At 68.0% G+C, this 26,536-nt stretch carries 27 protein-coding genes and 2 tRNA genes; 16 read left to right on the forward strand and 13 right to left on the reverse strand.

Annotation, left to right across the window (positions count from 1 at the left end):
* Positions 1 to 490: 490 nt before the first annotated feature.
* The 4 genes from AC6CHX_RS18750 to galU all read right to left on the reverse strand — a co-directional run bounded on the left by AC6CHX_RS18750 (position 491) and on the right by galU (position 3,096).
* A tRNA-Ala gene (locus AC6CHX_RS18750) sits at positions 491 to 563 on the reverse strand.
* A 52-nt stretch (positions 564 to 615) separates the two neighbouring features.
* Positions 616 to 1,461: a hypothetical protein gene (locus AC6CHX_RS18755; protein WP_136041118.1), complete on the reverse strand. Its 846-nt coding sequence runs from the start codon at positions 1,459 to 1,461 to the stop codon at positions 616 to 618.
* Positions 1,462 to 1,553: 92 nt separating this feature from the next.
* Positions 1,554 to 2,165 (reverse strand): GNAT family N-acetyltransferase, encoded by a 612-nt coding sequence (locus AC6CHX_RS18760; RefSeq protein ID WP_498274210.1) that lies wholly within the window; start codon positions 2,163 to 2,165, stop codon positions 1,554 to 1,556.
* A 43-nt stretch (positions 2,166 to 2,208) separates the two neighbouring features.
* Positions 2,209 to 3,096, reverse strand: coding sequence for a UTP--glucose-1-phosphate uridylyltransferase GalU (gene galU, locus AC6CHX_RS18765; protein ID WP_498274138.1), 888 nt, complete (start codon positions 3,094 to 3,096; stop codon positions 2,209 to 2,211).
* Between the two features lie 41 nt (positions 3,097 to 3,137).
* Here galU and AC6CHX_RS18770 point away from each other — a divergent pair, with 41 nt between their 5' ends.
* Genes AC6CHX_RS18770 through mscL form a run of 3 tightly spaced genes read left to right on the forward strand, consistent with a single transcriptional unit; the run spans position 3,138 to position 4,469 of the window.
* Complete coding sequence (locus AC6CHX_RS18770) at positions 3,138 to 3,734, forward strand: 5-formyltetrahydrofolate cyclo-ligase (RefSeq protein ID WP_498274140.1); 597 nt, start codon at positions 3,138 to 3,140, stop codon at positions 3,732 to 3,734.
* Between the two features lie 15 nt (positions 3,735 to 3,749).
* Positions 3,750 to 4,022: an FmdB family zinc ribbon protein gene (locus AC6CHX_RS18775; protein WP_498274142.1), complete on the forward strand. Its 273-nt coding sequence runs from the start codon at positions 3,750 to 3,752 to the stop codon at positions 4,020 to 4,022.
* A gap of 24 nt (positions 4,023 to 4,046) precedes the next feature.
* Positions 4,047 to 4,469 carry a large conductance mechanosensitive channel protein MscL gene (mscL, locus tag AC6CHX_RS18780; RefSeq protein WP_029262715.1) on the forward strand — a complete coding sequence of 141 codons (423 nt, stop codon included), beginning with the start codon at positions 4,047 to 4,049 and terminating at the stop codon, positions 4,467 to 4,469.
* Between the two features lie 284 nt (positions 4,470 to 4,753).
* Here mscL and AC6CHX_RS18785 read toward each other — a convergent pair whose 3' ends face one another.
* Positions 4,754 to 8,422 (reverse strand): AAA family ATPase, encoded by a 3,669-nt coding sequence (locus AC6CHX_RS18785; RefSeq protein ID WP_498274144.1) that lies wholly within the window; start codon positions 8,420 to 8,422, stop codon positions 4,754 to 4,756.
* A 229-nt stretch (positions 8,423 to 8,651) separates the two neighbouring features.
* Between AC6CHX_RS18785 and AC6CHX_RS18790 the strand changes: the two genes are divergently transcribed.
* Positions 8,652 to 9,164 carry a methylated-DNA--[protein]-cysteine S-methyltransferase gene (locus AC6CHX_RS18790; protein ID WP_136041124.1) on the forward strand — a complete coding sequence of 171 codons (513 nt, stop codon included), beginning with the start codon at positions 8,652 to 8,654 and terminating at the stop codon, positions 9,162 to 9,164.
* 82 nt (positions 9,165 to 9,246) lie between these two features.
* Here the strand turns inward: AC6CHX_RS18790 and AC6CHX_RS18795 are convergent, their stop codons facing one another.
* Both AC6CHX_RS18795 and AC6CHX_RS18800 read right to left on the reverse strand, forming a co-directional pair.
* Positions 9,247 to 10,884: a monocarboxylic acid transporter gene (locus AC6CHX_RS18795; RefSeq protein ID WP_136041125.1), complete on the reverse strand. Its 1,638-nt coding sequence runs from the start codon at positions 10,882 to 10,884 to the stop codon at positions 9,247 to 9,249.
* The gene (locus AC6CHX_RS18800; RefSeq protein WP_498274146.1) at positions 10,881 to 11,228 is read right to left on the reverse strand and encodes a DUF485 domain-containing protein; all 348 of its coding nucleotides are present in this window, start codon (positions 11,226 to 11,228) and stop codon (positions 10,881 to 10,883) included. The genes AC6CHX_RS18795 and AC6CHX_RS18800 overlap by 4 nt, the downstream gene beginning before the upstream one ends.
* 108 nt (positions 11,229 to 11,336) lie before the next feature.
* Between AC6CHX_RS18800 and AC6CHX_RS18805 the strand changes: the two genes are divergently transcribed.
* Positions 11,337 to 12,194 carry a LuxR C-terminal-related transcriptional regulator gene (locus AC6CHX_RS18805; protein ID WP_136041127.1) on the forward strand — a complete coding sequence of 286 codons (858 nt, stop codon included), beginning with the start codon at positions 11,337 to 11,339 and terminating at the stop codon, positions 12,192 to 12,194.
* 79 nt (positions 12,195 to 12,273) lie between these two features.
* Positions 12,274 to 12,624: a histone-like nucleoid-structuring protein Lsr2 gene (locus tag AC6CHX_RS18810; RefSeq protein ID WP_498274148.1), complete on the forward strand. Its 351-nt coding sequence runs from the start codon at positions 12,274 to 12,276 to the stop codon at positions 12,622 to 12,624.
* A 27-nt stretch (positions 12,625 to 12,651) separates the two neighbouring features.
* Here AC6CHX_RS18810 and AC6CHX_RS18815 read toward each other — a convergent pair whose 3' ends face one another.
* Positions 12,652 to 13,302 (reverse strand): MarR family winged helix-turn-helix transcriptional regulator, encoded by a 651-nt coding sequence (locus AC6CHX_RS18815; RefSeq protein ID WP_498274150.1) that lies wholly within the window; start codon positions 13,300 to 13,302, stop codon positions 12,652 to 12,654.
* 87 nt (positions 13,303 to 13,389) lie between these two features.
* On the opposite strand from AC6CHX_RS18815, the gene idi reads away from it, so the two are divergent.
* The 9 genes from idi to AC6CHX_RS18860 all read left to right on the forward strand — a co-directional run bounded on the left by idi (position 13,390) and on the right by AC6CHX_RS18860 (position 21,424).
* Positions 13,390 to 13,911: an isopentenyl-diphosphate Delta-isomerase gene (gene idi, locus AC6CHX_RS18820; RefSeq protein WP_498274152.1), complete on the forward strand. Its 522-nt coding sequence runs from the start codon at positions 13,390 to 13,392 to the stop codon at positions 13,909 to 13,911.
* A 3-nt stretch (positions 13,912 to 13,914) separates the two neighbouring features.
* On the forward strand, positions 13,915 to 14,997 hold the full coding sequence (locus tag AC6CHX_RS18825) for a polyprenyl synthetase family protein (protein ID WP_498274154.1): 1,083 nt from the start codon (positions 13,915 to 13,917) through the stop codon (positions 14,995 to 14,997).
* The gene (locus tag AC6CHX_RS18830) at positions 14,994 to 15,902 is read left to right on the forward strand and encodes a phytoene/squalene synthase family protein (protein WP_136041132.1); all 909 of its coding nucleotides are present in this window, start codon (positions 14,994 to 14,996) and stop codon (positions 15,900 to 15,902) included. Before AC6CHX_RS18825 ends, AC6CHX_RS18830 begins: the two co-directional genes overlap by 4 nt.
* The gene (crtI, locus tag AC6CHX_RS18835; RefSeq protein ID WP_498274156.1) at positions 15,899 to 17,500 is read left to right on the forward strand and encodes a phytoene desaturase family protein; all 1,602 of its coding nucleotides are present in this window, start codon (positions 15,899 to 15,901) and stop codon (positions 17,498 to 17,500) included. The genes AC6CHX_RS18830 and crtI overlap by 4 nt, the downstream gene beginning before the upstream one ends.
* Positions 17,500 to 17,847 (forward strand): lycopene cyclase domain-containing protein, encoded by a 348-nt coding sequence (locus AC6CHX_RS18840; RefSeq protein ID WP_136041134.1) that lies wholly within the window; start codon positions 17,500 to 17,502, stop codon positions 17,845 to 17,847. The genes crtI and AC6CHX_RS18840 overlap by 1 nt, the downstream gene beginning before the upstream one ends.
* Positions 17,844 to 18,188 carry a lycopene cyclase domain-containing protein gene (locus AC6CHX_RS18845; RefSeq protein WP_498274158.1) on the forward strand — a complete coding sequence of 115 codons (345 nt, stop codon included), beginning with the start codon at positions 17,844 to 17,846 and terminating at the stop codon, positions 18,186 to 18,188. The genes AC6CHX_RS18840 and AC6CHX_RS18845 overlap by 4 nt, the downstream gene beginning before the upstream one ends.
* Positions 18,185 to 19,078, forward strand: coding sequence for a prenyltransferase (locus AC6CHX_RS18850; protein ID WP_498274160.1), 894 nt, complete (start codon positions 18,185 to 18,187; stop codon positions 19,076 to 19,078). Before AC6CHX_RS18845 ends, AC6CHX_RS18850 begins: the two co-directional genes overlap by 4 nt.
* Before the next feature lie 44 nt (positions 19,079 to 19,122).
* Entirely contained in the window at positions 19,123 to 21,309 is a 2,187-nt protein-coding gene (locus tag AC6CHX_RS18855; protein WP_498274162.1) for an MMPL family transporter, read from the forward strand.
* Between the two features lie 42 nt (positions 21,310 to 21,351).
* A tRNA-Arg gene (locus AC6CHX_RS18860) sits at positions 21,352 to 21,424 on the forward strand.
* 216 nt (positions 21,425 to 21,640) lie between these two features.
* On the opposite strand, the gene AC6CHX_RS18865 is transcribed toward AC6CHX_RS18860, so the two are convergent.
* The 3 genes from AC6CHX_RS18865 to AC6CHX_RS18875 all read right to left on the reverse strand — a co-directional run bounded on the left by AC6CHX_RS18865 (position 21,641) and on the right by AC6CHX_RS18875 (position 24,259).
* Positions 21,641 to 22,138, reverse strand: a complete 498-nt coding sequence (locus tag AC6CHX_RS18865) for an HNH endonuclease (protein ID WP_136041138.1) — start codon at positions 22,136 to 22,138, stop codon at positions 21,641 to 21,643.
* Between the two features lie 309 nt (positions 22,139 to 22,447).
* Positions 22,448 to 23,272 (reverse strand): M23 family metallopeptidase, encoded by an 825-nt coding sequence (locus AC6CHX_RS18870; RefSeq protein WP_498274164.1) that lies wholly within the window; start codon positions 23,270 to 23,272, stop codon positions 22,448 to 22,450.
* A gap of 285 nt (positions 23,273 to 23,557) precedes the next feature.
* Positions 23,558 to 24,259, reverse strand: coding sequence for an iron-dependent transcriptional repressor DtxR (locus AC6CHX_RS18875; RefSeq protein ID WP_029262734.1), 702 nt, complete (start codon positions 24,257 to 24,259; stop codon positions 23,558 to 23,560).
* Positions 24,260 to 24,359: 100 nt separating this feature from the next.
* Here AC6CHX_RS18875 and serC point away from each other — a divergent pair, with 100 nt between their 5' ends.
* Positions 24,360 to 25,472 carry a phosphoserine transaminase gene (gene serC, locus AC6CHX_RS18880; protein ID WP_498274166.1) on the forward strand — a complete coding sequence of 371 codons (1,113 nt, stop codon included), beginning with the start codon at positions 24,360 to 24,362 and terminating at the stop codon, positions 25,470 to 25,472.
* An 11-nt stretch (positions 25,473 to 25,483) separates the two neighbouring features.
* On the opposite strand, the gene AC6CHX_RS18885 is transcribed toward serC, so the two are convergent.
* Entirely contained in the window at positions 25,484 to 26,089 is a 606-nt protein-coding gene (locus AC6CHX_RS18885) for a DUF3027 domain-containing protein (RefSeq protein ID WP_498274168.1), read from the reverse strand.
* On the reverse strand, positions 26,073 to 26,453 hold the full coding sequence (locus tag AC6CHX_RS18890; RefSeq protein WP_029262737.1) for a cold-shock protein: 381 nt from the start codon (positions 26,451 to 26,453) through the stop codon (positions 26,073 to 26,075). Before AC6CHX_RS18890 ends, AC6CHX_RS18885 begins: the two co-directional genes overlap by 17 nt.
* Between the last annotated feature and the right edge of the window lie 83 nt (positions 26,454 to 26,536).

Below are 26,536 nucleotides of genomic sequence, written 5' to 3' on the forward strand. Positions count from 1 at the left end.
GATCTCGTTTCCGTTGTCAAGTCCGAGTTTCTTCGGCCTGACCGTGGGAACGGACCAGCACCTTCATCCTTTTCACTCAGTGAGTGTCTGGGATTCGGGAGGTGTTCGATGCTTGACGGGAGCCGGTCCGAGGACCTCCGCTCAACCGTTTGGGGCGAACAAGTAATAAGTTACGCGGATCCCGGGGATCCGGCAAATCAGGGCGGACCGCCGGGCGTGTCGCACGGAAACCCGCCTCACGGCGCTGTCTTCGACGGCGACGAGAGCACGCCCTCGATCACGCCCACGCGCGCGCGACTGCGTTCGAGAACAGGTGCGTCCGACTACGGGTGCATTCGACAGGAAGAGATACCGGCGTCGTCCCTCACTCCCCGCGGTCACTCCGGCCGCCTGCTCGAGCGAGCACGTCGGCCTAGGGAGCCCGTAGGGACAATGAGAACCCGGTAAAAGAAGAAAGCCCCCGGTTCTCACCGGGGGCTTTCATGTTCTGTGGACCTAAGGGGATTCGAACCCCTGACCTCCTCGATGCGAACGAGGCGCGCTACCAACTGCGCCATAGGCCCGTGAACGAGATCTACGCTATCACGACGAAAGCGCTGCTCGCGTCTGCACCGATCAACCGGCGGCACGTCGCGAGAGCATCTCCCGCACATGCGCCTCGATCTCGGCATCGTCGACGAATCCCATCTTCGCGTACGGAGACGACGCGGCGGGAAGCTGCACGGGTGCGGCCGGCGCCATCTGCTCAGCGCGCTCACGCAGCGCTGCGACTCTGGCCGCCTTGCGGCGCTGCTCCTGCGCCTCGATCTGGGCCTGCGCCGCCTGCGCGCGTGACCCCGATACGGACACCAGCGGCTCGGGCAGCGGACGCGGAGTCCACGTCGCCGGCCCCTGATCGTGCAATACAGGCGTCGCGCGCTCCGCGATCGGTGCCTTCACCTCGTGGGTGGCGCGCGCCGCACGATTCGCGACCGCAGCCATCCTCTGCAGCGCGATCCCGGCGGGCAGGATCAACGCCCCACCGAGCCACAGCAGCAAAGACGAACCGGCGGCCACGAGCTGCCAGACACCGAAACCGACCACGGCAAGACCGAGCAGGAGGGAGATGGTCGCGACCATGCGCACCCTGCGACGGGCACGAGCACGACGGATCACCGGATCGGCTCGGGTCGCAGCAAGCTCCTGGCGAAGCGACTCGAGTTCGGCGGCCTCACGTTCCGACTGCACCCGCTTGGCGAGCTTCTGCTGAGCCAGCGCCGTGCGGGCGTTCAGCTCGACGTGCACCTCGCCCGGCGTCTCGCTCGTCTCGGCGAGGATGCGGAGCGCCTGGTTCAGTCGAACGGCGTTGCGTTCCGCGGCGTTGTACTGGAAGCGGCCTCTCCACGACGGGAGGAGATAGAGCATCCAGAGGAGCACGGCGACGAGCACGATCACTCCCCCGCTCAGCACCGGCCCGTCCATATCGACAACGGTACGGGTTCGGAGGTGACAGAGCCGTACAGAAGGGCGCGTGTCGCGGCGAGTCCGTCAGGATCGCCCGGTGATCACCGGGCTCAGAGAGCGATGCGGTCGGACGGGGGCACCGTCGCGGCGTCGGGCGGCACCTGACCGCTGAGCCAGCGGGCGAGCACTCCCTGAGGGACATCCTCCCGAGTCAGCGCGAACGCGTAGTGGTCACGCCAGTCGCCGTCGATATGGATGTACCGGCGGCGCAGGCCCTCATAGCGGAATCCGAGCTTCTGGACGATGCGAAGGCTCGCGGCATTCTCCGGTCGGATGCAGATCTCCATCCGATGCAGTCCGTACTCGGTGAAGCAGGCATCCGTCGCCAGCGCCACGGCGGTGGGCGTGATGCCCCGCCCCGCGAAACGCTCGCTCACCCAATATCCGATCGTCGCCGAGCAGAGGGAGCCTCTCGAGACTCCCCACACATTGAGCTGCCCGGCGACCTCGCCTTCGTACTCCATGACGAAGGGATAACCCGAGCCGTCACGGTACTGCTGAAGCAGCCGTCGGATGCTGAGCCGCATGTCGAACGAGACGGAACCGTACGGGACGGTCGCCTCCCACGGCTGGAGCCATGATCTGTTCGCGAGCAGCTCGTGCTGCAGCGGACGGGCGTCCTTCGCACGCACGAGCCGCAGCTCGATCGGTCCGTGTCGCATTCCCGTCGCCAGATCCATGCCGCACCGACCTCCGCAGAATCGCCTAGAGGCGCTCTGCGAACTCCTTGAGCCAGGGCCGCAGCTCGGGGCCGAGGTCCTCCCGATCCGAGGCGAGCTGGACGATCGCCTTGATGTAGTCGACGCGGTCACCCGTGTCGTAGCGGCGTCCGCCGAAGACGACGCCGACGACGCCGGGGCCCTCGGGAGCGGTCGCGAGCTCCTGCAGCGCATCCGTGAGCTGGATCTCGCCGCCCTTGCCCGGCTCGGTGCGCTCGAGGATCTCGAACACGGACGCGGGAAGCACGTAGCGGCCGATGATGGCGAGGTTCGAAGGAGCGTCTTCCGGCGCCGGCTTCTCGACCAGACCGGTCACACGGACGGCATCCGAGCCCTCGATCGGCTCGACCGCGGCCGCGCCGTACATGTGGATGTTGGCCGGGTCGACCTCCATCAGGGCGATCACTGCGGCGCCGGTGCGTTCGTGCTCGGCGATCATGTCGGTGAGGAGCGGATCGCGCTCGTCGATGAGGTCGTCGCCCAGCAGCACGGCGAACGAGCTGTCGCCGACGTGGGTGCGCGCGCGCAGGACCGCGTGTCCGAGACCCTTCGGCTCGCCCTGCCGGACGAAGTGGATGTCGGCGAGGTCGCTGGACTTCATCACGCGCTCGAGGCGCCCCGTGTCGCCCTTCTCCATGAGCTTCACCTCGAGCTCGGGCACCGAGTCGAAGTGGTTGGAGATCGCGTTCTTGTTGCGGCCGATGATGACGAGGATGTCGTCGATACCCGCGTCCGCTGCCTCTTCGACGACGTATTGGATCGCCGGCTTGTCGACGACGGGAAGCATCTCTTTCGGCATCGCCTTCGTCGCGGGCAGGAATCGCGTGCCCAGTCCTGCCGCGGGAATGACGGCTTTGATCTTGTGGTCAGCCATCCTCCCAGCCTAGCGGTGAGCGTCGCCGTAGACTCGGAGCCATGTCGAATGACGTCGAACACGCCAAACGCGCACTCCGCGCCGAACTGCGCGAACGACGCCAGCTCCTCTCCGATCCGCAGCGCGAGGCCGCCGCCCTGGCGATCGGCAAGCGCCTCGACGCCCTGGTCGACGAGCTCGGCGCGCAGTCGATCTCCTGCTTCCTGTCGACCACGACCGAGCCGGGCACCCGTGACTTCGTGACGAGGGCGGTGCGCCGCGGCATCCGCGTCCTGCTGCCGGTCACCCGCGCCGACGGCTTGCTGGACTGGGCGGTGGCCACCGACGACGACGAGGTCGCCGAGGGTCTGCATGGTCTGCCGGAGCCGACCGGAGAAGTCCTCGGGCCGATCGCGGTCAACGACGTCGACCTCATGATCGTCCCGGCCGCCGCCGTGGACCGCACCGGGATGCGGATGGGCTGGGGACGCGGTTACTTCGACAAGACGATCGGCTCCATGGAGCAGTGCCCGCCCGTCTACGCGGTCATCTATGATTCCGAGGTACTCGACGAACTTCCGCGAGAGGTGCACGACCAGCCCGTGAACGGGATCGTGACACCGTCGCAGACTCTCACCCTGTCGCCTCGGCGACGCTGAACCGCAAGGACCCCCATGCCCACCTACGCCTATGCCTGCACGTCGTGCGGACACAAGTTCGACGCCGTGCAGAGCTTCGCGGATGACGCCCTGACGGTGTGCCCCGAGTGCGGCGGCCAGCTGCGCAAGCAGTACGGCTCGATCGGCGTGACCTTCAACGGGTCCGGCTTCTATCGCACGGACTCGCGCGCCAAATCCGGTGGATCCGCGGATGCTTCGACATCATCGAAGACGGAATCGACGACGAGCGCCAAACCGGCAGCTGCGTCGACTCCGGCCTCCTCGTGAGGCCCTGATCTACTGGGGGATCCCATGCTCAAAGGTTTCAAGGACTTCCTGCTGCGCGGGAACGTGATCGATCTGGCCGTGGCGGTCGTCATCGGCACGGCGTTCACCGCGATCGTGACCGCCGTGGTCAACAGCATCATCAACCCCTTCATCTCGCTCTTCCTCAAGGCGGACGCGGCAGGAGAGTTCGGGATCCCCGTTCCGAACATCTACGGGGAGACGGTGACGTTCCCGATCGGCGACCTGATCTCGGCGATCATCAGCTTCCTCGCCGTCGCCGCTGTCGTCTACTTCGTCTTCGTGCTGCCGATGAACACCTTCAAGGCCCACGTCGAAGCCCGCAAGGGCACGCCGGCCGAGGAGCCGGAGGAGGAGCCCGCCGCAGCGAGTGAGGCCGAACTCCTGGTGGAGATCCGCGACCTGCTCAAGGCTCAGCGCGGCGCCTGACGACCTCCGCTCTTACGCGAGACGCACGGTTCCTCTTCGGAGGGACCGTGCGTCTTTCGTTCGTGGCGCACTCGCCGTCGAACGATCAATAGTGCGGCGGCACGTCCTGAATCAGCTGATCGTCGTTCGGGCCCTTCGCGCCCTTCGGCCGGGCACGCGGCAGGGCCGGAAGATCGGTCCCGGTCTCCGGCGAGGGGTCGCTCCCGGGAACCGGCGTCAGTCGGGCCCGACGCGATCCGGGGACTCTCACCACCCGCTGACGCGGAACATCAGGGTCGACCTGGTCAGTCATTCGGGGTGTCGGCGATGTCGAGCGGCTGGGTGTCGTTCTCGGCCCGCGGCACGGTGTCGGAGATACCCAGCACGGCAGCGATACGTGTCGCGACCGTCGCCGGATCGCTGTAGAGATCGAACGCGTGCACGCGCACGTAGTGCCAGCCGAGGCGACGGAGCACGTGCGGCCGGAGCCGCAGCGTCTCACGCAGTGACTCGCCGCGTGACTCCGGGTCGGGCTCGATCACGACCGCCTTGCCGCCGTGCTGTGCGACCAGCGGCAGGAGTCCGCGATAGTCGACGTCGACGGAGGCTCCGAGCCGCCGCAGCTCTCTGGCCAGTGCGAGGGTGAGCGGATCGGCAAGATCCTCGAGCCGCGCATCCCGGCCGCGGGCGGCGAGGCCGCCGAGGATCGACATGAGTGTGGCTGCGCCGTGCTCGAGGCGTCCGTCATCGAAGGAGGACGGACGGATCGACGAGACGAGGACCATCGAGCGGCGCGCTCGGGTCATCCCGACCGTGAGCAGACGCTCGCCGTCGGGTGTGGAGAGGTCGCCGAAGTCGCTCAGGACGCGGCCGTGCTTGGTGAGTCCGAACCCGAGCGAGAAGATCACCCGATCGCGGCTCTCAGCCACGGACTCCTCGAGGGTCAGGACGGCGAACGGCTCCGCCGTGTCACGGCCGACGAAGTCCGCCACGTCGGAACGTCCGGCGAAGGCGGAGGTGACCGCGGCGCGCACGCGCTCGGCGTGACGTGCGCTGGCGGTGACGACCATGAGGGATTCGTTCGGCCGGTGCACGGCGTGCTCGACCACGAGGGTCACGACGCGCGCGACCTCGGCATCGGGGCTCTCGACCGCACCGGACACCGGGTCGGGGGTCCCTGTGCCGCCCTCGACGTAGTCGACCGTGAGGCTGCCGCGACCCAGATACGAGCCCGCCCACGGCAGGGACACGATCTCGCCCCCGTAGAACGCGTCGTTGATGAGCTCGGCGAGATCCTCGCCACCCGCGCGGTAGCTGCGCGTCAGAGTCATCACGGGCAGGAGCTCGGACAGGCGCTCAAACACCGAGACGTCGTCGAACGGCACCTCCGCCTCCCACGTGTCCTCCGGATCGACGGCGATGTGGAACGGCGTGGGACGCTGCGTGACCGGATCGCCGAACGCGACCACCTGGCGTGCTCGACGGATCGCCGGCGCGGCCTCCGCCAGGTTGATCGCTGCGGCATCGACGAGCAGCACGGTGTCGAACTCGACCGACTCCGGGATCTCGGGCACGAGGTACGGGGAGGAGATCCAGACGGGTGCGAGCACGTCGACGAGCGTCGGCGCGGCGCTGACGACCTGCGCCGTGGTCGCGGCGGGCTGAGTCAGCGCACGCCGGAGATGCTGCGACTGCTGGGGTTCATCGACGATCGCGATCCGCCACTGGTTGGCGAGCTGCCACGCGAGCAGTGGACCCGCCATCGCGGCGTGCGCCTCGTCGACGAGCCGGAAGTCGCGTTCGAGGCGATCCACGACGGCGGTGTTCGCACCGAGGAGCGCGCGGTTGTCCTGCAGCGCGCGCTCGAGGAGCGACTGCCACCAGGCGAACTCGAGCTCCTCCCCCACCTGCGACTCGGCCACGTGCCGCACCGAGAGCTCCGCGAGCAGCGGCTCGAGCCCGAGGAGCGCGAGTCGATCGCGCAGCTGCGCGCGTTCCACGAGGTTCTCGAAGACGTCGGATTTGGCGGCGAGACCGGCAAGAGTGCGGACGAGCCGTGCGACAGGGAGCGATGCGAGCGGCTCGCGGCGGCCCAGGGCAGCATCCAACTCGGCGAGCTCGGCCTCGACCCGCTGCCATGCCACGTACACGTCGGCGAGGCCGAGCGGGATCTCCGGCGCGACGCCCGCCTCGACGTAACGCTGCCACTGTGTGCGCTGGGTCTGGATCCGCAGCAGCGCCTCGTGCATCTCGGTGACGTGGACGCCAGGACGCACGTACTCCTTCGCCAGCCGCCGCAGCCGTCGCCGGTTCGCTCCGGAGAGACCGGGGGCGTCACGACGGGAGCCGTGCGCCTGGATGAGTTCGCCCAGCGGCCGCTCGAAGACGGTGGGGCTGAAGCGATCGAGCGAATCGCGGATGCCCTGCAGCAGACGCAGATACTCGCCGAGCTCGTCGATCGTCGCGAACGGTCGCATGTGCGTCTGAGCGATCAGTTCGTAGCCGCGCTCGAGAAGAGCGGGGACGCTGTCCGAGTGCAGCCGACCGGCCAGCTCGTGCGCAGCCCGCGCCGCCTCGGTGCTGGCGAAGGTCACGCCGTACCACGGCGAATCGTTCGGGCCGAAGCGGAACTCGCCGAGCCGCGCAGCTTGCGCGAGCGCTTCTGCCGCCTCGCGCCGATCTGCCGCGAGCCGGCGAAGGGCATCGGTTCCGAGCCGGGCGGTGGTCGACGGCGGCACCGGCAGCGACGCGAGCCGGGTGAGCTGGCGGGTCGCGTCGAGGACCGAGGCGTTCACGCCGGCGATGGGGGCCGTGAGCGCCTGGCGGTAGTCGCGGAGGACCGTCCGGAGGCGCACCAGCGCGTCGTCGACCTCGCTGACCTTGGGGGCCGTCGCCTTCTCATTGCGGCCGATCGCCCTGACCAGATCGCGACGCACGCTGGCCGGCGAGATCGCGAGGCTGTCGAGCCCGATGCCCGCGAGCCGATGACGAACGCCGTCGAGCGTCGACCGACGAGCCGAGACCACGAGCACGCGCTTTCCGCCGCGGACGAGTTCGCCGAGCGCGTTGATCACCGTCTGCGTTCCGCCCGTGCCGGGGAGCGTCGCCACCGTGAGCGAGTGCCCGGCGGCGATGCGCGCGAGAACGGCTTCCTGCTCGGCGTCCGCGTCGAGAAGGAGGTTGTCCGATGCGGGAGCCCGATCGTCGGGTCCGGTGTGGTGGGGCGTGGCCCGAGGCGCCGTCACACGCTCGCGATCGCCGACATGACCGCCCAGCGCGTTGAGGAGCACGTGATCGAGGCTGCCGGCGTCACGCGCCATGGCTCCGGAGACGTCGGCGAAGGTCGACACCACCAGGCGCGGCTCCACCGAGAAGGTGTCGATCGAGCGGGTCAACACCCGCAGGTTGTCGATCACGGGTTGCGGCTTGAAGATCCCGCCGTCGTACGCGAGCGCTGCCAGCGATGCCGCATCGATCGACAGGCCGAAATGGTCCCGGGCGATGCGGACGAGTTCGGGATTGACTTCGAACGCCCCCTGGAGCTTGAGTTCGAAGTCGGAGTGATGCCGGCGGATCGCCAGCGGCCGCAGCAGAACCGGCGCGGCGAATCCTGCTCCGCCGATGCGCCACCGGGCGACTCCGACCGCCAGGTGCACCGCCTCGATTCCGCGGACCGTGCGCAGTTCGGTGTTCTTCGCCGTGATGCGCTCGGCGGCGAGACGCGCCGTGCGCAGACCCACCTCGTCGCGGAAGAGATTCGACAGGAGCGTCGATTTTCCGGTGATGAACTGCGGCAGGCTGCCGGGATGGGCCTTGGAGATGTCGATGCCCGATTCCGGGCTGTCGCGGAAGCTGACCAGCGGAGACGGGCCGCCGAGATCGGCCGCTTCCGCCCGCAACCGGGTGCGCACAGCCTCGGCGGCATGGGCGATATCGACGCCGGTCGTGGTCTCGTGCAGATCGCCGATGGACACAGCAGCGTCCGCCGCTGTGTTCTCCGCAGTCTTGTCATCACGTCGCCACACAATGACACCCTAGGCGCGAGACCGGGCGAGCTGGGGTATCCCGGGCGGGTTTCCGCCGAATCTCCGCCCTCGAGAGCCGATCCGCACTTCTCCTGCCCTGAGCCGATCAGCGTCATGTTCTCCACTCCGCCCGGGAGGCCGGCACTCCCCGCACGGCGATGCCGGTCAGGATGGTCGCATGACGTTCCGCTATGACTTCGCCCCGACTCCGTTCGGCGATGCCCTCGCGGTGTTCTCGGACGAGGGCATCGTGCGATTCGACCTCTCCGAGTCCGAAGACCCGCTGGTGCCGTGGCTTCTCGAGGGCATCACCCGACAGCTGGGCACCGTTCCCGTCCCCGACCCCGGTGCCGCCGACGAGCTCGCACATCTTCTGGCCGACTATTTCGACGGTGATCCGGTGCGCTTCGACCAGCACCTCCGGCTCGACTGGCGGCTGGTGGATGGTTTCGCTCTTGCCGCCCTGCAGACGATCTGCACGATCGAATGGGGCGAGACCATGAGCTACGGGGAGATCGCCGTCCGCGCCGGCCACCCCGGCGCGGCCCGCGCAGTCGGCACCGCGTGCAGGCTCACGCCGTTCTCGATCATCGTGCCGGTGCATCGCGTCGTACGGTCGGACGGAAGCATGGGCCAGTACGGCGCGCACCCGGAGCGCAAGCGATACCTGCTCGACCTCGAGGCCGGTTGAGCGGAGCGGACGCAGACGTGGACCCGGCGAGTAGGCCGCCGGGTCCGCGTCTTGCTCGGGTGCGACTCTCCGGACCCCTCGGTCAGTGCTCGACTGCCTTCTCCGCGCCGAACCCCGTGAGGGAGCGCACTTCCATCTCGGCGGCGAGCTGCGGAGACTCCTTGCGGGAGCTCGTCACCGTTCCGAGCCAGCCGAGAAGGAAGCCCAGCGGGATCGAGACGATCCCGGGGTTGTTGAGGGGCCATACGGCGATGTCGATCCCGGGGATCATCGATGTCGGCGTTCCGGAGAACACCGGCGACAGCATGATGAGCAGGATCGCCGAGCCGAGCCCGCCGTACATGCTCCACACCGCGCCGCGCGTCGTGAAGCGGCGCCAGAAGAGCGAGTAGAGGATGGTCGGCAGGTTGGCGGAGGCGGCGACGGCGAAAGCGAGCGCGACGAGGAACGCGATGTTCTGCCCCTGCGCTCCGATGCCACCGAGGATCGCCAGGATGCCGATCACGATCACCGTGCGACGGGCCACCCGAACCTCGCCGTTCGGGTCGGCTTCCACCGGGTTGCCGGCGGCATCCTTGCGCCCCTTCTGGATCACGTTCGCGTAGATGTCATGCGCGAACGATGCCGCAGCCGTGATCGTCAGGCCCGCGACCACCGCGAGGATCGTCGCGAAGGCCACTGCGGAGATGAAGCCCAGCAGCACCGGACCGCCGAGCCGGAGCGCGAGCAGCGGTGCCGCGGAGTTGACGCCGCCGGGAGCGGCCGCGATCACGTCCGCCCCGACCAGTGCGCCGGCACCGTAGCCGAGCACGAGGGTCAGCAGGTAGAAGCCGCCGATGAGCCAGATCGCCCAGACGACCGAGCGACGTGCCTCCTTCGCCGTCGGCACCGTGTAGAAGCGCATGAGCACGTGCGGCAGGCCCGCGGTCCCGAGCACCAGCGCCATGCCGAGAGACAGGAAGTCCCACGGGTTCGCGCCGTACTGCAGCCCCGGAGCCAGGATCGCATCGCCCTTGTCGGAGTTCGCCACGGCGGCCTCGAGAAGGGTGTTCAGGCTGAAGCCGTTGATCGCGAGCACCCAGATCGTCATGCCGACGGCACCGCCGATCAGGAGGACCGCCTTCACGATCTGCACCCAGGTGGTTCCCTTCATGCCGCCGATCAAGACGTAGACGATCATCAGCAGTCCGACCACGGCGATCACGATCGACTGGCCGAGCCGTCCGTCGATGCCGAGCAGCAACGACACCAGCCCACCTGCGCCGGCCATCTGCGCGAGCAGATAGAAGAAGCACACGGCGAGCGTCGTGATCGCGGCCGCCATGCGCACCGGCCGCTGCTTCAGACGGAACGACAGCACATCCGCCATCGTGAACTTCCCGGTGTTGCGCATCAGTTCCGCCACCAGCAGCAGCGCGACGAGCCAGGCGACCAGGAAGCCGATCGAATAGAGGAAGCCGTCGTAGCCGTTGATCGCGATGGCACCGCAGATGCCGAGGAAGGACGCCGCGGACAGATAGTCACCGGCGATGGCGAATCCGTTCTGCGGTCCCGTGAAAGAACGGCCGGCCGCGTAGTAATCGGCAGCCGTCTTGTTGTTGCGGCTGGCGCGTATGACGATGAAAAGCGTCACCGCGACGAAAGCCAGGAAGATCGAGATGTTGAAGACGGGATTGATTTCGAGAGCGACCGGATCGACCGCCGTGCGGATCGCGTTCATGCGTTCCCCTGCGCCTTCTCGAGTTCTTCACGGATCTCCGTCGCCAGCGGATCGAGCTTTCGATTGGCGAACGAGACGTACGCCATCGTTATGCCGAACGTCGTGACGAACTGTCCGAGACCGAGGAGGAGCCCGACGGTGATATCGCCCCACACCCGTTGCCCCATGAACTCGGGAGCGAATGCGGCAAGAAGTACGTAGGCGAAATACCACAGCAGGAAAAACACGGCTAGCGGAAAGATGAAAGATCTCTGGGTGCGTTTCAAACTCTGGAACCGTGGAGACTGCTCGACGGCGATGTAGTCGATCCGACCGTTCGAATCGGCGTGCGTCTGATCACTCATGGGGCCTCCTTGCCACATGTCCGGTCCCCGCGCAGTGGCACTGCGCGGATGCTAAAGTCGACGCTACGAAACGGGGAACGCAGTCGTCACCCCCGGAAGTAGGTAGTTGTGAGCGCACCAGTCCCTCTCGGATCCGAGTCGGAGCTCGTCGCCCAGGCGGTGCGAGAGCTCGCCCGGCGAACACGTTTCCCTGTCGCGTTCGGTGGCCTCATCGAAGAGGGCGTCGTGAGCGTGACCAGCATCGTGGGCGCCCGAACGCGATCGCTGGACGGGCTGCGGGTGCGACCGGAGCGCGGTCTCGGCGGGCGGGCAATGATGGAACTCCGCCCCCGGATGACGAGCGACTACGGCTCGTCGCAACAGATCACCCACGACTACGACGTCTTCGTCCTCGGCGAAGGGCTGCGCACGCTCCTCGCGCTCCCGATCGTCGTGCACGGACGGTCCCGTGGTGTGCTCTATGCCGGCGCGTGGAACGAAGAACAGGTAGGCGGCATCACGACGGCGCCTGCCATGCAGGTGGCGCAGTCCGTCGCCGATGAACTGCGGATCCGCGACGAGGTGCAACGGCGGCTGGAGGCGAGTCCGCTCGCAAGTGACGTCGTGGCGCCCCCGCAACGAGAGGCGCTCCGGGAGAGCTTCGCCGAATTGCGCAGCATCGCGGCTTCCGTCGACGACGCGGCGATACGCGCTCGGATCGCGGAGGTCGAGCGTCGCCTCGTCGCTCTCGCCGCGGACGCGGCGCCCGCCACGACCGCTCCTGTTCCGACTGTCCACCTCTCGCCGCGTGAGACCGACGTGCTCGCGTGCGCCGCACTGGGATCGACCAACGCGGAGATCGCCGCACAACTCGGACTGCGCGAAGGCACGGTCAAGGCATACCTCGGTACCGCGATGTCGAAACTCGACGCTTCCACGCGTCATGCAGCCGTCACCCGGGCGCGGCGTGCGGGGCTCCTTCCCTGAGCCCATCGACGATGGTGAATCATGACGGTGCGATATTCATTTCTTGTCGCATTGCGCTTATGCGGGTAAAGTCACTCGCATGGCGAGACGAATTGTGCACCAGCTGGTCGACGATATCGATGGCAGCGTCCTGGAAGTCGGAGAAGGCGAGACCGTGCATTTCTCGGTCAACGGCACTTCCTACGAGATCGACTTGAATGCCGCGCACGCGGAGGAATTGCGAAAGGCGCTCGAGCCGTATATCGCTGCGGGCCGCCGCGCCGGCTCCTCCAGCACCGCACGTACTTCTTCTTCTTCTTCTCGCAAGCGACCGGCGCGCAACCCTGAGGTCGCCGCCATCCGTGCGTGGGCCAACGAGAACGGCTACACGCTCTCCGAGCGAGGACGCATCCCGGCCCCGATCCTGGACGCGTACAAGGCAGCGCACTGAGTTCGGCCCCTCGCGGGCCGAACTGTCTCAGTCGGACGTCTGCTGTAACCAGGCTTCGTCGCGCAGCGTGATCTCGTCCGTCATGTCCGTGAGGAATCGGATCACGACATCTCGTTCCGAAGGGGACAGACGGGCGGCGGCATAGAACCGCTTGGCCTGCTGCCGACCGACGGTCTCCATCGCCGCGAGCCGCGTCTCCTTCGTGATGCTGATGCTGAGCGCCCTTCGGTCGGTCGGGTGGGGTGCGCGCGTGATATGCCCGCCCTTCTCGAGCCGATCGAGCAGCTTGGTGGTCGCAGCCGTCGACACGTCCAGGTGGTGAGCGATTCCGCCGGGCGTCGCGACCAGGTTCCGGTTCGCGCACACGATCAGATAGTGCAGCGCGCGCATGTCCGTCTCGTTCAACCGCATGTAGCGCCGCGAGGCCTGAGAGAGAGTCTGCTCGGCTTCTCGCAGCCCCGCGAGCGACTCCATCAGGCGCGCGATCTGCCGTAGCTCCTCCGGCGGCACGCCCGTTCGGTCGACCAGCGCGCTTCGAGGGTCGCTGGCTTCCACGTCGTAGATCGCGGCGTGGCTCAAGCCATCCGGCGTGCGGTCGACCCCGCTCATATCGCCGTCTCCGGGCGGATCCGTCGCCTGCGACCCCGCGTGCGGGGTGGTGCCGGGCTCGGTGTCCATGCGATCATGTTACACACCCACAGTTTCATGCTAAGTTGACTACTCACCAAGTTAGCAATCTTGAGAGGCTCGGAAAAGGGAGATGCCATGGACTACGTGACCCTCCTGGCCGAAGACGGAAGTGCGGTCGGCACGTTGCCGAAGAGCGACGTGCACACGAGCGACACCCCGCTGCATCTCGCCTTCTCCTGCTACGTCCTCGACTCCAGTGGGCGTCTGCTGGTGACCCGCCGGTCCCTCGCGAAGCGGACATGGCCCGGCGTCTGGACGAACAGTTTCTGCGGCCATCCGCGCCCCGACGAGGAGATGGTCGACGCCGTTCGGCGGCGCGGTCTCGATGAACTCGGCATCCGACTTTCCGACATCCGCCTCGCATTGCCCGACTACCGCTACCGCGCCGTCGATGCGAGCGGGATCGTCGAGAACGAGATGTGCCCCGTGCACGTCGCGATCATCGATGGGCAGCCCACGGCCGATCCGGATGAGGTGTCCGAGTGGGCGTGGGTGGAAGTTCCCGACCTGATCGAGGCCGTCACACACGCACCGTTCGCCTTCAGCCCGTGGCTCGTCGAGCAGCTTCCGCAACTGCAACGGCTCGGCAAGGTCTGAGCCATGAGCGCGACGGCGACGGAAGAAGCACTCGGGACGCAGATCGAAGCAGCGTTGCGGCAACGTTTCTCTGCCCACACCGCGGCGGCGGAGAAGTACGGCCCCGAGTTCACGGAGCTCTGGGCAGTGGCAGCTGAGCACGCCCTCGGCGGCAAGCTCATCCGCCCACGACTGCTCGTCGAACTGGTGCAGGCGCTCTCCCCGACACCGCTCTCCGCAGAGGCGAGCAGAGCCGCGATCGATGTCGCGGCCGAGGTCGAGTTGCTGCACTTCGCGTTCCTCCTGCACGACGACGTCATCGACGGAGACCTCATCCGACGGCGCGGCCCGAACCTCATCGGCGCTCTCGTCGCCGATCACCCCGAAGCCCCGGCCGAGTCCGCACTGCACTGGGCGCGCTCGAGCGCGATCCTCCTCGGAGATCTCCTCTTGACCACGGCGGTGCTCGGGTTCGCGAGGGTGGAAGTCCCGGCACAAGCCCGCGATCGTCTGCTCTCGCTGTTGGAGCAGACCATCCTCGAGACCGTCGCCGGCGAGCATGCCGATGTCGCTCTCAGCGACGGCATCATCACTCCTGATCTGCGGACGATCCTCGCGACCAGCGCCTACAAGACGGCGACGTATTCCTTCGTGCTCCCTCTGCGCGCCGCGGCTGTGCTGGCCGGGTCGTCGTCGGCGACCGAGCAGCGACTCACGGCGATCGGCCGACACCTCGGACTCGCGTATCAGCTGCAGGACGACCTGCTCTCCGTGTTCGGCGACCCCGATGAGCACGGGAAGGACCCCTTCTCCGACCTCCGGGAAGGAAAGGAGACCGCGATCATCTCTTACGCCCGCATGACGAGTCATTGGGAGGGGATCGAAGAGCACTTCGGCAGACCCGATCTCAGCGGTGCAGACGGCTCGCGCGCCCGCGATCGACTGCGCGAGTGCGGCGCCGAGGCGTTCGTGCGCGGGCTCGTCAGCGAGCACCTCGAGGCCGCGTCGACCATCCTCGGCGATGCAGAATCCGCGGGCATCCTCCCGACGTCTGCCGCGCGGACGATCCGCGCGCTGGCTTCCCGTGTCGACGGTCGCGAGCGATGAGCGCGAATCCGCACGATCCCTCCCACGACGCCGCCCTCCGCCGGTTCAACCGCACGGCGGAGATCGCGACGAGCGACGTCATCCGCACCTACTCGACATCCTTCGGACTCGCGACCCGCCTTCTCGGACCGAGACACCGTCAGCATGTGCGCAACATCTATGCCATGGTGCGTATCGCCGATGAGATCGTCGACGGTGTCGCGGCCGAGGCCGGGCTGGACAGCACGGCGCAGTCGGCGGCTCTCGCCTCCTACGTGGAGGCGACGCACCGCTCGATGCGCAGCGGGTACAGCAGCGACCTGATCCTGCACGCCTTCGCTCGGACGGCGCGCGAGTGCGGCATCGGCGAAGACCTGACCACGCCGTTCTTCGATTCGATGAGTGCCGACATCGATCGTGAGCCGGGGTTCGCCGCCTACGACGCCGACGCCCATGCCGCCTATGTCTACGGGTCCGCCGAAGTCGTCGGACTGATGTGCCTCCAGGTCTTCCTGCGCGACTCGCCCCGCACCCCCGAGGAGCTCGAGATCCTCCGACGCGGTGCGCGACAGCTCGGCGCAGCCTTCCAGAACGTGAACTTCCTGCGCGACCTCGCCGACGACACGGATCGTCTGCACCGCGGCTACCTCGGCGGGACCGCGCGTCTGAACGACGCCGACCGGGACGCCTGGGTCGACACGATCCGTCGACAGCTGGCCGACGCCCGCGCCGCGATCCCGCTGCTCCCGAAAGACGCCCGAGCAGCCGTGCGCAGTGCGCTGGCGCTGTTCGCGGCACTGACCCGCCGCGTCGCGAAGACGCCCGCCGAGGTCCTGTACCGACGGCGCGTGCGCGTCCCCGACCCGATCAAGGCCCTGCTCGCCGCCCGCGCAGTCGCCGTCACCGCGATGGAACGTGACCGATGAGCCGCGTGGTGGTGATCGGTGCGGGCGTCGCCGGCCTCGCGACGGCGGGGCTGCTCGCGCGAGACGGGCACGAGGTCGTCGTCCTCGAGAAGAACGACCGCGTCGGCGGGCGGGCCGGAACGATCGAGCGCGAGGGCTTCCGTTTCGATTCCGGACCATCGTGGTATCTGATGCCCGAGGTGTTCGATCATTTCTTCGCGATGATGGGCACCACGACCGAGGAACAGCTCGACCTCACCCGACTGGATCCCGGCTATCGCGTGTTCCGCGACCCGACGGTTGAGGATGCGGCGCACGGCGCGGTGACGGTGCCCGCAGGCCGGGAGGCAGTCACCCGCCTCTTCGAGGCTCTGGAACCGGGATCTGCGCCAGCACTGGACTCCTACCTGCAGTCGGCAGGTCACGCCGGCGAGATGGCGCAGAAGTACTTCCTCTACAACCCGTTCACCCGGACGCGGTCGCTCCTGGCGCCGGAGGTGCTGCGCGCGCTCCCCCGTTTGTTCACGCTGCTCGGCACTCGACTGCAATCCTTCGCGGCGCGGCGTTTCCAGCATCCTGTCGTGCGCCAGATCCTCGGCTACCCGGCCGTGTTCCTCGGCACGGATCCTCGCAGCGCCCCCGCGATGTATCACCTGATGAGCGCCCTCGACCTGGACCAGGGCGTCAGCTATCCGCAGGGCGGCTTCTGGCGGGTGATCCAACGCATCGAGTCCCTGGCCCGCGATGCGGGAGCCCGGATCGTGACCGGCGCCGATGTCACCGGCATCCGCACCCAGGACGGGAACGGCGGAACACGTGTGACCGGCGTCGACTGGGTGGACGGATCGGGAGCCTCGCATGTCGAGCACGCCGACTTCGTCGTCTCCGCCGCCGACCTGCACCACACCGAGACCAGGTTGCTACCGCGATCGCTGCAGAGCTATCCCGAATCGTGGTGGACTCGTCGCACCAGCGGCCCCGGCGGTGTGCTCGTGATGCTCGGAGTGAAAGGCGCGCTGCCCGAGCTCCCTCATCATTCCCTGTTCTTCACCGACGACTGGGATGCGAACTTCGACGCGATCTTCGGCCCCACCCCGTCCATCCCCGCTCCGGCATCGACATATGTCTGCAGACCCAGCGCGTCCGACCCCGATGTCGCGCCGCCCGACCACGAGAACCTGTTCATCCTGGTTCCCGTTCCGGCAGATGTCGAGCTCGGGCATGGCGGATCCGACGGATCGGGGTCAGCGGAGATCGAGCGAGCAGCCGATGCCGCGATCGACCAGGTCGCGGCGTGGGCGGGCATCCCCGATCTCCGGGAGCGGATCGTCGTACGAGAGACCAAGGGGCCGGCCGACTTCCGCGACGACTACCGCTCGTGGCGGGGCGGGATGCTCGGGCCGGCGCACATCCTGTCCCAGAGTGCGATGTTCCGTGCCCAGAATGCGTCTCGGCGCGTGCAGGGCCTCTTCTACGCCGGGGCCACGACAGCCCCCGGCGTCGGGGTGCCGATGTGCTTGATCAGCGCCGAGATCGTCCTGAAGCACCTCCGCGGTGATCACTCCCCCGGCCCACTCCCGGCTCCGGCTCCGGCTGCGGGCGGAACGGCGGGCTCCTGATGGGCGCGCTGTACCTGACTGCGCTGCTGGTCTCGCTGGGCTGCATGCTGCTTCTGGACTGGCGGTTCCGGCTGTTCTTCTGGAGGGACGCGGTCTCGGCCGCCGTCGTGACCCTGGTCGGCCTGGTCTTCTTCCTCCTATGGGACGTGGCGGGCATCGTGAACGGCATCTTCCTCCGCGGCGACGCGGCGATCGCGACGGGGCTGGTGCTCGCGCCCGAACTGCCGGTGGAAGAGCCGGTGTTCCTGCTCTTCCTCGTCGTGTGCACGATGATCATCTACACCGGCTCGGCCCGCCTGCTCGCTCGGAGGCGCGACCGGCTCCGGACCAACGGAGACGGCGCATGAGTTACATCCACGTCGCAGCCTGCTTCCTCCTCTTCGCCGCCGGCGGTGGTCTGATCCTGGCTCTCGCCTCCCGTCGACGCGGCCCGGTGCCCGCGGCCGTCCTGCTGACGGTGCTCGTGCTGTTCCTCCTCACGGCCGTGTTCGACACCGTGATGATCGCGAGCGGGCTGTTCCACTACGCGCAGGATCCGCTGCTCGGTCTGCACATCGGCCTCGCTCCCGTCGAGGACTTCGCGTATCCGCTGGCGGGCGCGCTGCTCCTCCCGGCCGTGTGGACGGCTCTGCGCGCACGGCGGCGAGCGCGCGAAGCGTCTCCCCAGGATGACGAGGTCCGCGGATGAACGCCCGATCCGCACCCGAGCGCACCTTCGGACGGGATCTCGCGCAGATCGTGCTGTCCTCGCGGCCGATCAGCTGGATCAACACCGCGTTCCCGTTCGCGGCGGCCTATCTCCTCGCCACCCGAGAGCTCGACATCACCTTCGTGATCGGGACCCTCTACTTCCTCGTCCCGTACAACCTCGCCATGTACGGGATCAACGACGTCTTCGACTACGCCTCCGATCTGGCGAACCCGCGCAAGGGCGGCATCGAGGGCGCACTCCTGGCGCCTCGCATCCACCGCGCCACGCTCTGGGCGGCGGCCGCCACGAACATCCCGTTCCTCGTCTACCTCGTGATCGTCGGGAACCCGGCATCCTGGTTCTGGCTCGCCGTCAGCGTATTCGCCGTGATCGCCTACTCGGCACCCGTGCTGCGGTTCAAGGAGCGGCCGTTCCTCGATTCGATCACCTCGAGCACGCACTTCGTGAGTCCGGCGATCGTCGCTCTCGCCCTGGTCGGCGCCCCGGTGACCGGCAGCACGATCATCACTCTCGCCGCCTTCTTCCTGTGGGGCATGGCCGCCCACGCCTTCGGCGCCGTGCAGGACATCGGCCCTGATCGGGAGGGCGGCATCTCATCGACGGCCACCGTGATCGGGGCTCGGGCGACGGTGCGGCTCTCCCTCGGCCTCTGGACGGTCGCCGGAGCCGCGGTGCTGTTCACCCCCTGGCCCGGCCCGCTCGCCGCCATCCTCGCCCTGCCGTACATCGTCAACGCGGCGCCGTGGTGGAACGTCGACGACGCCGGCTCCGCGTCGACGAATCGCGCCTGGCGTCGGTTCATCGCCCTCAATTACTTCGCCGGATTCCTCGCGACGATGATCCTCATCCTCGCCTGGGTCTCGTGACTGCCGACTCCGCTTCTGAACGACCGTCTCCCGAAAGGCACCTGATGTCCCGCCCCGATTCTCCACCGACTCCGCCCCTGAGGGAGCGCTCGCGAAACCACTCCTGGGCGCGCGTCTTCATCCCCGTGGCTCTGATCCTCGTGTGGCTGGTCGGCGCCTCCCTCGGCGGCCCGCTGTTCGGCAAGGTCGATGAGGTCTCCTCCAACGAGCAGACGACGTACCTCCCCGAGTCCGCGCAGGCCACCGAGGTGCAGGAGCTGCTGGGCGAGTTCAACGACAGCGACTCGATCCCGGCGATCGCCGTGTTCACGTCCGAGGACGAGCTCACGCAGACCGAACTCGACGCGGTCGCGGATGCTGTGGCGGATGCGCCGTCCGTGGAGGGCGTCGGCGAGGACGTGTCCCCCGCCCTGCCCTCCGACGACGGGCAGGCGGTTCAGGCGTTCATCCCGATCGACAGTGACGCCGAGCTGGCCGACACGACGGCGGCACTGGGCGAGGAGCTGCGCGACGGCGTACCGGACGGCATCACCGTGTACATCACTGGGCCCGCGGGGTTCAGTGCCGACCTGGTCGCGGGCTTCGCGGGGATCGACGGGCTGCTCCTCGGTGTCGCGCTCCTGGCGGTGCTGGTCATCCTGGTTCTCGTCTACCGCTCGTTCCTGCTGCCTCTGGTCGTGCTCTCGACGAGCCTGTTCGCCCTTTGCGTGGCGCTCCTCGTGGTGTGGTGGCTGGCGAAGTTCGAGGTGCTGCTGCTCAGCGGCCAGACACAGGGCATCCTGTTCATCCTCGTGATCGGCGCCGCGACCGACTACGCCCTGCTCCTCGTCGCACGCTTCCGCGAGGAGCTGCGGGTCGCACAGGACAAGGGCGTAGCGCTCCTTGCCGCGTGGAAGGGCTCCGTCGAACCGATCGTCGCCTCGGGCGGCACCGTGATCGCCGGGCTCCTCTGCCTGCTGCTCAGCGACCTGAAGTCGAACAGCACGCTGGGCCCCGTGGCGGCGATCGGCATCGTGTTCGCCATGCTCTCGGCCCTCACGCTGCTTCCCTCGCTGCTGCTGCTCTTCGGTCGGGCCGTGTTCTGGCCCCGGCGCCCGCGCTTCGAACCCGACGTCGTCGCCGCGGAGCACGGCATGCGCACGACGGGACTGTGGGCGCGGCTGGCCGGTTTCATCAAGCGGCGACCGCGGGTCATCTGGATCGTGACGACGCTCGTCCTCGTCGCCGGAGCGGCGGGTGTCACCCAACTCGACGCGAACGGCGTACCGCAGTCCGACCTGGTGCTCGGAGCTTCGGAGGCTCGCGACGGTCAGGTGGCGCTGGGCGAGCACTTCCCCGGCGGATCCGGCAGCCCGGTGTACGTGGTCGTCGATGAGGACCGGCTGCAGGATGCCGCGGACGTCCTGCTCGCGAACGACGGGATCGATGCGGTCTCCGTCACCGCCGCGGACTCCCCCAGCGGCACCACCCCCGTGACCGAGGAAGGCATCACCGCTGTCGGCCCTCCGGGCACGCCCGCGCCCGACCCCACGACGGTCGACGGGCAGGTGCTGCTTCAGGGCACGCTGACGGACGCGGCCGATTCGGATGCCGCTGCCGCCACCGTGCGAGAGCTGCGAACCGACCTCCAGGGCACGGAGGCGCTCGTGGGCGGCGTCACCGCGACCTCGATCGACACGAACGACGCCTCCATCCACGACCGCAACCTGATCATCCCCGTGATCCTCCTCGTGATCATGTTGATCCTGATGCTGCTGCTGCGTTCGATCCTCGCGCCGGTGCTGCTGATCCTGACGACAGTTCTGTCGTTCGGAACTGCGATGGGCGTGTCCGCGCTGGTGTTCAACGGAATCTTCGACTTCCCCGGTGCGGACCCGGCTGTTCCGCTCTTCGGGTTCGTGTTCCTGGTGGCGCTCGGCATCGACTACAACATCTTCCTGATGACGCGGGTCCGCGAGGAGTCGAAGCTGCACGGCACCCGCGAGGGAATCCTTCGGGGCCTGTCGATCACGGGCGGGGTGATCACGTCAGCGGGTCTCGTGCTCGCGGCGACCTTCGCCGCGCTCTCCGTGATCCCCATCCTGTTCCTCGTGCAGCTGGCGTTCATCGTCGCGTTCGGGGTGCTGCTGGACACGTTCGTCGTCCGTTCGCTCCTCGTCCCCGCGCTGACGTACGACATCGGCAAGGCGATCTGGTGGCCGTCCAAGCTGTGGCGCCGCGGCAAGGACTGATGCGCGAAGGGGCGTGCGGACGGTCGCCTAGACTGGACGCACGCCCTCGTAGCTCAGGGGATAGAGCAGCCCTCTCCTAAAGGGCAGGTCGCAGGTTCGAATCCTGTCGAGGGCACGACGTCGAAGAGGGGCCGCCCGGAGGGTGGCCCCTCTTCGACGTCTCAGGCCCCCGTCAGCGGGCCCCGCCGGCTAGAGGCTCCGCGCGCCGCCCTGCTCCCAGCGTTCCGCGCCTCCGAACTCGCGGCGCGTGGAGGGGCCGGTGGAGGACTCGAGGGCACCGCCGCCTCACCCTCTCGCGGCGCGTAGACAGGCCGGAGGACTCGAGGACCCGTCACGCCGCCAGTGCCAGGTACGGCTCCCACCGCGGGTCGCTGCGCTCGGTTCCGCGCACCGTCCAGGCGGTGCCGTGCGGAGGGCGAGGGGTGAACCGCAACTGCCAGCGCATCTCCTGCGGGGTGCGGTCGCTCTTGATGTTGTTGCATCGAAGGCAGCAGGCCACCAGGTTCTCCCAGGAGTCCGCTCCCCCGCGTGAGCGTGGCAGCACATGATCGATGGTCGAAGCCGCCTTGCCGCAGTATCCGCAGCGGTGATTGTCGCGACGCAGCACACCGCGGCGAGTGACCGGCACGCGTCTGCTCGTCGGCACCCGGACGTACCGGGCGAGGATGATGACGGCCGGGCGTTCATACACGCCGTGGGTGCCCCAGACGGGGTCGTCCTCCACGCGTTCGATCACGGTCGCCTTGTCGTTCATCACGAGGACCAGGGCTCGCTTGAACGACACGATCGCAAGCGGCTCGTATCCGGCATTCAGGACCAGTGTGCGCATTCGTCATCCTCTCGATCCGCCGGGACGGCTTCCCGGCACTCTCGAATCACACGAGGTCGCGCAGATGGCAGAGCGATCGTGGGGACGAAAAAAGGCGCCGTCTAAAGACAGCGCCTTTCGCGCACGGCAACGCCGTGGCTTCCCCGCGGGCTATGCAGAAGGACGTGACGACCGAGGGCATCCATGGTTCGGATGCTCGGTATTCGCTCCATCAGCCTCTCCCACCTGTACGACAACGGGATCAGGCTAACCCATCCAGCTGCATGCGAGGCGAAACGGCGGGTGAATGGAGCGAGGCGTGTCCGGGAATCAGCCGGCGTTGACCGAGAGCCACGACATGGGCTCGACGAGTCCGCCGTTGATCCAGGTCTCGAAGTGGAGGTGGTTCGCGGTCGAGCGCCCGGTGCTGCCGACGTAGCCGATCAGCTGGCCTGCCGCCACCGTCTGTCCGACCTGCACCTGGCGCGAACCGTAGATCATGTGGCCGTAGGTGGTCTGCACGCGCTGACCGCCGACGACGCTGTCGAGCATGACGCAGACGCCGTATCCGCCGATGCTCTCCGCTGATGCGCGGACGACGCCGGCAGCGGCGGCGTAGATCGGGGTGCCAGCGGGAGCGAGCATGTCAGCACCGTTGTGGCCGCCGCCGATCGTGCGGCTGACGTTCCAGGAGCCCATCGGGAGCGGATAGCGCACCTCGCCCGAGCCCGGCGAGGTCAGTGCGTAGCCGGCGGTGTTGAACTGGCCCGACGACGACGCCGTGGATGCCTTCGCCGCGGCGGCAGCACGAGCGGCAGCAGCCTCTTCGGCCTTCTTCTTCGCGATCTCCTCCGGAGTCGTCGCGCTGAAAGTGCCTCGGCTCAACGGAGCGGCCGTGGCCTGAGAGGCCACGACCAGGGACTGCGCGTCGACGGCGGCGAGCTGCTGCAGGGTCGTCGGAGCGGCTTCGCTCGGCTTCGACTGCGCGAAGGCAGGAAGGGCGATGCCGGCGACCAGTGCACCGACGGCTCCGAAGATGGCGATCGATCGGAGTGGCTTGACGGCCTTGCGAGCAGTCGCCCGCGCACCTACGCGTCGGGCGAGTACTCGGTCTTCAGATGTCTTCTTCGCGGGCTGTTCGATGTCTGCGGCCAAAACGTGGTCCTCCTGGGCCCTTGCGCTTTCGGGTAGCGCTGGCTCGTCGGCACTCTGCTCTCGTGGCATGAACGCAGCTCGGGCACTTTGCGCGTTCCTGCCGTGAAGACGACGAGCCTCAAAGGCGTATCTTCGCGATCCATCTCCAGCGGGCTTCTTCGCTGGCGACTCGACCGAGGTTACCGGAAGATAACGATCATGTCACCCCGGGAACCTGACAATCGTCGCAGAGGGCGGTCGCGGAGCGCTCCGTCGCCCGCAGTCGGGCTCGGAATCCGCCTCGGATCAGGCGGGTTCGCCCACCAGGAAGATGTGCGACGCAAGCTCCACGGGGAGCTCGAGACCGTCTTCCTTTCCGTCCATCTGGATGAGGACGTAGCCCTCGCTGAAGCGGAAGTCGCCGTGCGCCCCGGGAACCACCCCGGCGTCGCGCAGCTGCTCCAGCAGCTCGGGGTCGACCTGTGCGGGCTCGGCGAGACGGCGCACGGTTCCCTCGACGGGCTCGCCCGCGGCGTTGAGTCGTTGGACGAGACCGATGACGCCCTCGTCGAAAGTGCGAGCCGGCAGGTCGCCGAGCTGGTCGAGACCCGGAATCGGGTTTCCGTACGGCGATTCGGTCGGGTGACCGAGCAGCTCCACCAGTCGTCGCTCGACCTGTTCGCTCATCACGTGCTCCCAGCGGCAGGCCTCTTCGTGCACGTACGCCCAGTCGAGTCCGATGACGTCCGACAGCAGACGCTCTGCGAGACGGTGCTTGCGCATCACGTCGACGGCCTTGCGGCGGCCGGCGTCGGTGAGCTCGAGGGTGCGGTCCTCCGAGACGATGACGAGACCGTCTCGTTCCATGCGCCCGACCGTCTGCGAGACCGTGGGACCGGAGTGGCCGAGCCGTTCGGAGATGCGCGCGCGCAGCGGCACGATGTTCTCCTCCTCGAGTTCGAGGATGGTGCGGAGATACATCTCCGTGGTGTCGATCAGATCGGTCATGTGCAGGCCCTCCGAGGTTCTTAGGCAAGCCTACATTCCCGGACGGACATCCGGCCGCCGACGGTCGGGGCCTCGCCCGGCGCCCCCTTAGAATCAACCCATGGCGATCGAGATTCCCCGTGACCTCCTGCCCGCTGACGGCCGCTTCGGCTGCGGTCCCTCGAAGGTGCGCCCGGCGCAGCTCGAGGCGCTCGTCTCATCCGGGGCGACGATCCTGGGCACCTCCCACCGCCAGGCCCCCGTGAAGAACCTCGTCGGGAGCGTGCGCGAGCAGCTCGCCGCCCTCTTCCGGGTCCCCGAAGGCTACGAGATCCTCGTCGGCAACGGCGGCTCGACCGCGTTCTGGGACGCGGCGGCCTTCGGCCTCATCGAGCGACGCAGTCAGAACCTCGTCTTCGGTGAGTTCGGCGGCAAGTTCGCCGCATCCGCCGGAGCCCCCTGGCTCGAGGCGCCGGACGTGCGCAAGGCGGAGCCCGGATCCCTGACCGTCGCCGAGGTCGTGCCCGGCGTCGACGTGTACGCCTGGCCCCACAACGAGACCTCGACCGGTGTCGCAGCGCCCGTCCGGCGCATCGAGGCCGACGGCGCACTGACCGTCATCGACGCCACGAGCGCCGCCGGCGGGATCGACTTCGACGCAAGCCAGGCCGACGTCTACTACTTCGCCCCGCAGAAGAACCTCGGCTCGGACGGCGGACTGTGGTTCGCGGCGGTTTCGCCGGCCGCGATCGAGCGCATCGAGCGCATCGCGGCATCCGGTCGCTACATTCCCGAGTTCCTGAGCCTGAAGAACGCCGTGGACAACTCCCGGCTCAACCAGACTCTCAACACCCCCGCGATCACGACACTGCACCTTCTCGACAGCCAGCTGCGCTGGATCCTCGAGAACGGCGGGCTCGCCTGGGCGGCGTCCCGCACATCCGAGTCGTCTTCGGTGCTGTACGACTGGGCCGAGGCCTCAGCGGTCGCGACACCCTTCGTAGCGGATGCCGCGCATCGCTCTCCTGTGGTCGCCACGATCGATTTCGATGACAGCATCGACGCCGCGGCGATCGCGAAGGCCCTCCGCGCCAACGGCATCGTCGACACCGAGCCGTACCGCAAGCTCGGCCGCAACCAGTTGCGCGTCGCGACCTTCGTGTCGATCGACCCGGACGACGTGCGTCAGCTCACCCGGTCGATCGAGTTCGTGCTGGAGAACCTGGGCGCCTGAGCGCCCGGGATTCACTCCTCTTCGTCGACCTCGCCGGCGTCCGCATCCAGGGCGTCGGCGTCGTCGTCTTCGTTGTCGTCGTCTTCGTCGGACGAGTCGTCGAGTTCGTCGATGTCGACCCCGTCGAGATCGCCCGCGTGCAGGATGTCCGCGGCACGGTCATCGTCGTCGTCATCGTCGAGCTCGTCGTCGTCGAGGATGTCGTCATCGAGCGCGTCGTCGTCATCGATGCCATCGGCATCGTCGAGGGTGTCGGCGTTCTCGTCGCCCGCGGCGGCCGCTGCCTCCGCGAGCTCGACCTGATGCGCACGATACTCCGCCAGGCGTTCCGCCCACGGCACCCATTCCGGCGCCAGAAGCGCGCCGTCTCCGGGCAGAAGCTCGATCTCGAGGACTGTGGGGTCCTCATCGTCCACCTGCGCGACGGTCACGGTCCAGTACCAGCCGGGGTAGCCGGCGAGGCGGTTCTCGAACCGCAACGACACCGAGCCGTCCTCCTCGACGAGGTACCCGGCTGCGGGCCCGACGGTGGACGCCGGCGTGATCTCGCCCAGGGCTGCCAGGGCGAGATCGTGGGCGCCGACGAGACGCGCGTCGGCGTCAGGCTTCGAGGTCATCAGCGACCTTGCGCAGGACGGCAGCGATCTTGCGGCCGTGTCCGGAAGCGGGGTAGCGCCCGCGGCGCAGGTCTCCGCCGATACCGTCGAGCAGCTTCACGAGGTCTTCGACGATGATCGCCATGTCATCGGCCGGCTTCCGCTTGGCCTTCGACAGGCTGGGCGGCGCTTCGAGCACGCGCACCGACAGCGCCTGGAGACCGCGCTTGCCGTCGGCCACGCCGAACTCCACGCGCGCACCCGCCTTCACAGCGGTGCCGGTCGGCATCGCTGAGGCGTGCAGGAAGACGTCCTGGCCGTCATCGCTGGCGATGAAGCCGAAACCCTTGTCTTCGTCGTAGAACCTGACCTTGCCGGTGGGCATGGGAGAACCTCGCTGGAATCGATATGCAGAACGATGGGCGCGCTCGTGCGCGTACCCCCAGCCTACCGGTCGCCCGGGCCGCG

The sequence above is a fragment of the Microbacterium sp. GQ128 genome, assembly GCF_059758615.1.